Genomic DNA, 6,912 nt, shown 5'->3' with positions numbered 1-6,912 from the left:
ATCCACACTATTTAGAACTTCAGCAAGAATATGGCAAAGACAGTGTTGAATACACCAAATATTTTGCAGGTAAAATGGTAGAGTCTTTAGTAAGAGAATTGAGTCATTTGGGATACAATCTTTTGATAGAGGGAACTTTACGAACTATTGATGTTCCAAAGAAAACAGCACAACTCTTGAAAAGTAGGGGATATGAAATACAATTAGCCTTGATTGCGACAAAGCCTAAGCTGTCCTATCTGAGCACCCTTATCCGATACGAAGAACTATACGCTATCAATCCAAATCAAGCACGCGCAACTCCAAAAGAACATCATGATTTCATTGTAAATCATCTAGTTGATAATACACGACAATTGGAAGAACTAGCTATCTTTGAAAGAATTCAAATTTACCAACGAGATAGAGGTTGTGTATATGATGCAAAAGAAAATACAACTTCAGCGGCAGATGTTCTTCAAGAGTTACTGTTTGGGGAGTGGAGTCAAGTAGAGAAGGATATGCTTAAATCTGGAGAAGAAAGATTGAAAGATTTAACTAATTGAAATGGTTGTTAGATCTTGAGTTTTAAAATAAAGCCTATTAAAAATTGCTATCTCTTAGATTATGGTAAAAAAATGGCTTTTAATTAAACTAACAAAGTGAGTATAAATAAAAGTAATAAATCTCACCGTCATTCTTTTTTAAATTAATCGTTGTTCTCAAAATATTTCCAATTTATCGGACTTTTTGTACTAGTCTTATACTTTTTAGTTAATTCTATCTGGCCTATAGTATTGAAAATAATTTGTAGACTTGGCAATGAGAATTCGTTACAGTTTAGTAGAGCCGACGTATTCCGAACATCATTTACGGCGGTGTGAAAGGTGATATAAATAATATTATATCTATTGATATTCAAAATCGTTTCCTCACTCAGATTCTTTTATAATCGAGAATATATTAATAAAATCTATTTTTGTATTTAATATTAAAACATCGTAAAATATAGTAATTCTACAAAAAGAAAGGAAAAATAAAATGACTACAACTAAAAATCCCTGGAATCAATTATCTAACGTCGATATAAATGGAGAGCAAGCTATTCTTGCTACCGAAGATGTTGAACTAATCAAAAAATACACCTCTACAAAACACTACAAAAATCTAAAAGATGATATCTACCGTTTACAATTAGGTTTTTGTCCGCAACAATTTGTGGGGGATATTCAAAATGCTGATATCATTGTTTTATCTAAAAATCCTGGCTACACCCCTGAATTTAAAACACTTTATGACCACGATAAAAACTACCAAAAGACTCTTTTAAATAATCTACAGCTAAAAGGAAACCTCTATTTTCATGCTTTTGACCTAGATACGAATGAATTTGGTTACTGGGCTAAAAAGTTTAAAGTATGGTTTGATGATGTAGACAATTTACAGGATTTAAAAGAAAAGCTTCCTTGGTTTTCAAAACACGTTGCTTTAGCTGAATATTTTCCATATTACTCTACTAAGTACGATGATAAATTAAATGATTTTATAAGCAAAGAAGGTTATTTCCCAACACAAAAGTTTTTATTCAATTTAATTAGAGAACGTGTTTTGGATGACAATGATCCTGTAATCATTATCATCACACGATCTTACAATAAGTGGTACGATGCAATTCCTCAATTAAAAGAGTATAAAAATTGTTATGAAACGAGTAATCCTAGTAATCCTTCTTTAAAACCTGAGAATTTATTAAAAGTCAAACGATATTCTGCTAAAAAAGAGGTTGAAAAAGTATTAGAAGATTCATTGAAAAAGCTAGAGCATAAATAAAACAGTCTCTTTTTAATGCTATCGTAAATACTGTATTGTGTAGTTATTAGTAAACCTATATATTGTCCCCAAATTTATTTAGATTATTCTCTAGGATTTTACTTGATTTTAAAGAAAATATAGTTTAACATATAAATAGTTCAGAATCAGAATGAAGGTAGAATAAGAGGATTATTTTAATTAATTTTTAATAGTATGGAGCAGAACTTTTATAATATATTTAAATAGGAGTAAAAAAATGAATTATCAAAAATTAAATGATATTACTGGTGCTACCAAAAATGAAAAAGATAAATACTATGTTTACGGACTCTATGAAGAAGGTAAGCAACTACCTTTCTATATTGGTAAAGGAGAGGGAACTCGCCTAATATCACATATCGATGAAGCGCTTACAGAGATAAATCAAGAAGAAAACATACAAATTAGTAAAAAAATTCAAATTATTAGAAAACATAAGGGCAAAATTATACCTGTAATCATTTAAAGCACCCATTAGTTCAACAAACGAAAATTGGATAAAGTGGGATATTTTTAAAATATATATATTTATGTTACAGTAATATTGACTTTTAAAAAAGGATTGATTCTAATGAAGAAAGCAGACAAGTAAGCCTCCTAAATTCACTTTAGATAAAAATTTAGGAGGCATATCAAATGAACTTTAATAAAATTGATTTAGACAATTGGAAGAGAAAAGAGATATTTAATCATTATTTGAACCAACAAACGACTTTTAGTATAACCACAGAAATTGATATTAGTGTTTTATACCGAAACATAAAACAAGAAGGATATAAATTTTACCCTGCATTTATTTTCTTAGTGACAAGGGTGATAAACTCAAATACAGCTTTTAGAACTGGTTACAATAGCGACGGAGAGTTAGGTTATTGGGATAAGTTAGAGCCACTTTATACAATTTTTGATGGTGTATCTAAAACATTCTCTGGTATTTGGACTCCTGTAAAGAATGACTTCAAAGAGTTTTATGATTTATACCTTTCTGATGTAGAGAAATATAATGGTTCGGGGAAATTGTTTCCCAAAACACCTATACCTGAAAATGCTTTTTCTCTTTCTATTATTCCATGGACTTCATTTACTGGGTTTAACTTAAATATCAATAATAATAGTAATTACCTTCTACCCATTATTACAGCAGGAAAATTCATTAATAAAGGTAATTCAATATATTTACCGCTATCTTTACAGGTACATCATTCTGTTTGTGATGGTTATCATGCAGGATTGTTTATGAACTCTATTCAGGAATTGTCAGATAGGCCTAATGACTGGCTTTTATAATATGAGATAATGCCGACTGTACTTTTTACAGTCGGTTTTCTAATGTCACTAACCTGCCCCGTTAGTTGAAGAAGGTTTTTATATTACAGCTCCAGATCCATATCCTTCTTTTTCTGAACCGACTTCTCCTTTTTCGCTTCTTTATTCCAATTGCTTTATTGACGTTGAGCCTCGGAACCCTTAACAATCCCAAAACTTGTCGAATGGTCGGCTTAATAGCTCACGCTATGCCGACATTCGTCTGCAAGTTTAGTTAAGGGTTCTTCTCAACGCACAATAAATTTTCTCGGCATAAATGCGTGGTCTAATTTTTATTTTTAATAACCTTGATAGCAAAAAATGCCATTCCAATACAAAACCACATACCTATAATCGATAACCACATAACAGTCATAAAACCACTCCTTTTTAACAAACTTTATCACAAGAAATATTTAAATTTTAAATGCCTTTATTTTGAATTTTAAGGGGCATTTTAAAGATTTAGGGGTAAATCATATAGTTTTATGCCTAAAAACCTACAGAAGCTTTTAAAAAGCAAATATGAGCCAAATAAATATATTCTAATTCTACAAACAAAAATTTGAGCAAATTCAGTGTCGATTTTTTAAGACACTGCCCAGTTACATGCAAATTAAAATTTTCATGATTTTTTATAGTTCCTAACAGGGTTAAAATTTGTATAACGAAAGTATAATGTTTATATAACGTTAGTATAATAAAGCATTTTAACATTATACTTTTGATAATCGTTTATCGTCGTCATCACAATAACTTTTAAAATACTCGTGCATAATTCAACAGCTGACCTCCCAATAACTACATGGTGTTATCGGGAGGTCAGCTGTTAGCACTTATATTTTGTTATTGTTCTTCCTCGATTTCGTCTATCATTTTGTGATTAATTTCTCTTTTTTCTTGTTCTGTTAAGTCATAAAGTTCACTAGCTAAATACTCTTTTTGTTTCCAAATATAAAAAATTTGATAGATATATTCGGTTGGATCAATTTCTTTTAAGTAATCTAAATCCCCATTTTTTAATTTCTTTTTAGCCTCTTTAAATAATCCTGAATAAACTAATACCTGTTTACCTTTAAGTGATTTATAAAATGCATCAAAGACTTTTTGATTTATTAAATAATCACTATCTTTACCAGAATACTTAGCCATTTCATATAATTCTTTATTATTATTTTGTCTTATTTTTTGAACTTGAACTTGTGTTATTTCTGAAATGCCCGTTACATCACGCCATAAATCTAACCATTCTTGTTGGCTAATATAATATCTTTTATCTGTGAAATACGATTTATTTACTGCAATTAACACATGAAAATGAGGATTATAATCATCTCTTTTTTTATTATATGTAATCTCTAACTTACGAACATATCCCTTTATAACACTACCTACTTTTTTTCTCTTTATAAGTTTTCTAAAAGAATTATTATAACGTTTTATTTCATTTTCTAATTCATCACTCATTACATTAGGTGTAGTCAAAGTTAAAAAGATAAACTCCTTTTTCTCTTGCTGCTTAATATATTGCATCATCAAAGATAAACCCAATGCATCTTTTCTAGCTTTTCTCCAAGCACAGACAGGACAAAATCGATTTTTACAAGAATTAGCTTTATATAATTTCTGTTTTTCTAAAGTTTTATCAGCTACAAAAGACAGAAATGTATTGCAATCTTCAACTAAATCCATTTGATTCTCTCCAATATGACGTTTAATAAATTTCTGAAATACTTGATTTCTTTGTTTTTTCTCAGTATACTTTTCCATGTTATAACACATAAAAACAACTTAGTTTTCACAAACTATGACAATAAAAAAAGTTGCTTTTTCCCCTTTCTATGTATGTTTTTTACTAGTCATTTAAAACGATACATTAATAGGTACGAAAAAGCAACTTTTTTTGCGCTTAAAACCAGTCATACCAATAACTTAAGGGTAACTAGCCTCGCCGGCAATAGTTACCCCTATTATTAAATACAGCTAATCCAGAGGTCAAGGATTATCTTTTAAAGGTTGCGACTTATTGGATTGAAGAGTTTGATATCGATGCTTGGCGTTTGGATGTGGCTAATGAGATTGACCATCAGTTTTGGAGGGATTTTCGCAAGACAGTTCTAGCTAAAAAGCCTGATCTTTATATTTTAGGAGAAGTCTGGCATACGTCTCAGCCTTGGCTAAATGGAGATGAGTTCCACGCGGTCATGAATTATCCTTTATCTGATAGCATCAAGGACTATTTCTTACGAGGAGTTAAGAAGACAGACCAGTTCATCGATGAAATCAATGACCAATCTATGTATTACAAGCAGCAGATTTCAGAAGTTATGTTTAATCTCTTGGATTCGCATGATACAGAGCGAATCTTGTGGACGGCCAATGAGGATGTTCAACTGGTCAAATCAGCCTTAGCCTTTCTCTTTCTACAAAAAGGAACACCGTGTATCTATTACGGAACAGAGTTATCCTTAACTGGAGGTCCAGATCCAGATTGCCGTCGTTGTATGCCTTGGGAACGCGTCTCAAGTGATAATGATATGCTGAACTTTATGAAGAAGCTGATTGAGATTCGGAAACCCGCGTCAGCAATCATTCAGCATGGCAAGTATAGTCTCCAAGAAATTAAACAAGATGTAGTAGCATTGGAATGGAAATGCGATGGACAAATTCTTAAAGCTATCTTTAACCAGTCCAAAGAAGATTATCTTTTAGAGAAGGAAACAGTAGCACTAGCAAGCAATTGCCAAGAATTAGAGAATCAGCTTGTCATCTCTCCAAAAGGATTTGTGATTTTCAAAAACTAGTTGATGAAGGTTATGATTTTTTACTCAACTTGTATAGTATAATAAGGCTAGTTACTAAACTTGTAAAGGAGAACTTAAATGAATTGTAGAGGACATGAAACAAGACAAAGAATTGTTAGAGATTTTGAAGTTCAGCCTAAAGCACATATTAAGCTGTTAGCAAATCAACAAAAACATAGTGATGCAGGAGCAACTATTGAAGATGAATATTATGTATTTATCGCTGAGAGTAAAATTGATGGCAAGAAGGAAGTTATTCAGTGTGGCATGGGTGCGGCAAGGGATTTTTTAGAACTAATTAATCACAAAGGGCTACCTCTTTTTAATCCGCTTGTAGGTAATTCTCATGTAAATAATAGACAAGAACATTACAATAGAGGGAGTGGAAATTTACAACCTGAAGAGTGGAATAAAACTGCAAAACAGCTTTATAATGCGATAATGTGGTTGATTATCTTATGGGATGCTAAACCGGATACACCTTTATTTGATTTTAAAGACGAAGTAATTAAGTATAAAACATATGAGCCTTTTGATATCAAGATAAAAAGAGTGAATACCACTATAAAGAATGGTAGTCAAGGGAAAACTCTAACTGAGATGATTAATGGCTACAGAGCGGATAACGATATTAGAGATGAAATTTGTAACTTTGATCTTCTGAAAAATAAAATTCGTGATATGAAAGATCAACAAGGAAATACAATGGAATCTTACTTTTAGTTATTGTTGAATTTTGGGTATTCTATAAAATATCCCAATTAAGATTTAAATAGTAGACTATACAATATAGTTAAAATATCAGTAAAAACAACACTTTATTGAGATGTTGGATACGCTTTACTAATGGCCTAATAATACAAGTATAAATATTTATGGCTCTTTAGGTGGCTTTTTTAGAAGTAAAGTTTAGGCTAGAAAAAAAGTATAACGCACCAAAATTGGTGCGTTATACTTTTTTATGCTATAATTG

5 protein-coding genes and 2 pseudogenes are annotated in these 6,912 nt (G+C 30.9%); 6 read left to right on the top strand and 1 reads right to left on the bottom strand.

All coding sequences use genetic code 11. The annotated features are described in order from the left end of the window. From HT701_RS09440 to catA, 4 genes and pseudogenes are all read left to right on the top strand, one after another. Nucleotides 1–545, top strand: a 545-nt coding sequence (locus tag HT701_RS09440; protein WP_061760338.1) for a zeta toxin family protein, incomplete at its 5' end; no start/stop codon positions are given. A gap of 475 nt (nt 546–1,020) precedes the next feature. Further along, complete coding sequence (locus tag HT701_RS09435; RefSeq protein ID WP_000214003.1) at nt 1,021–1,809, top strand: hypothetical protein; 789 nt, start codon at nt 1,021–1,023, stop codon at nt 1,807–1,809. A gap of 238 nt (nt 1,810–2,047) precedes the next feature. Next, the gene (locus HT701_RS09430; RefSeq protein WP_001814254.1) at nt 2,048–2,296 is read left to right on the top strand and encodes a hypothetical protein; all 249 of its coding nucleotides are present in this window, start codon (nt 2,048–2,050) and stop codon (nt 2,294–2,296) included. A 170-nt stretch (nt 2,297–2,466) separates the two neighbouring features. After that, nucleotides 2,467–3,186, top strand: a pseudogene (gene catA / locus HT701_RS09425) (type A chloramphenicol O-acetyltransferase). A 795-nt stretch (nt 3,187–3,981) separates the two neighbouring features. Here the strand turns inward: catA and HT701_RS09420 are convergent. Continuing rightward, complete coding sequence (locus HT701_RS09420) at nt 3,982–4,905, bottom strand: protein rep (RefSeq protein ID WP_000417606.1); 924 nt, start codon at nt 4,903–4,905, stop codon at nt 3,982–3,984. Nucleotides 4,906–5,108: 203 nt separating this feature from the next. Here HT701_RS09420 and HT701_RS09415 point away from each other — a divergent pair. Both HT701_RS09415 and HT701_RS09410 read left to right on the top strand, forming a co-directional pair. Next, nucleotides 5,109–5,939, top strand: a pseudogene (locus tag HT701_RS09415) (alpha-amylase family glycosyl hydrolase); the annotation flags it as partial. A gap of 267 nt (nt 5,940–6,206) precedes the next feature. Next, on the top strand, nt 6,207–6,662 hold the full coding sequence (locus tag HT701_RS09410) for a hypothetical protein (RefSeq protein ID WP_025173400.1): 456 nt from the start codon (nt 6,207–6,209) through the stop codon (nt 6,660–6,662). Nucleotides 6,663–6,912: the final 250 nt, after the last annotated feature.

The organism is Streptococcus sp. 10824 (assembly GCF_013276595.1).
GTDB classification, from domain to species: domain Bacteria; phylum Bacillota; class Bacilli; order Lactobacillales; family Streptococcaceae; genus Streptococcus; species Streptococcus pseudopneumoniae.
This window is presented reverse-complemented; position numbering and strand designations above follow the sequence as displayed.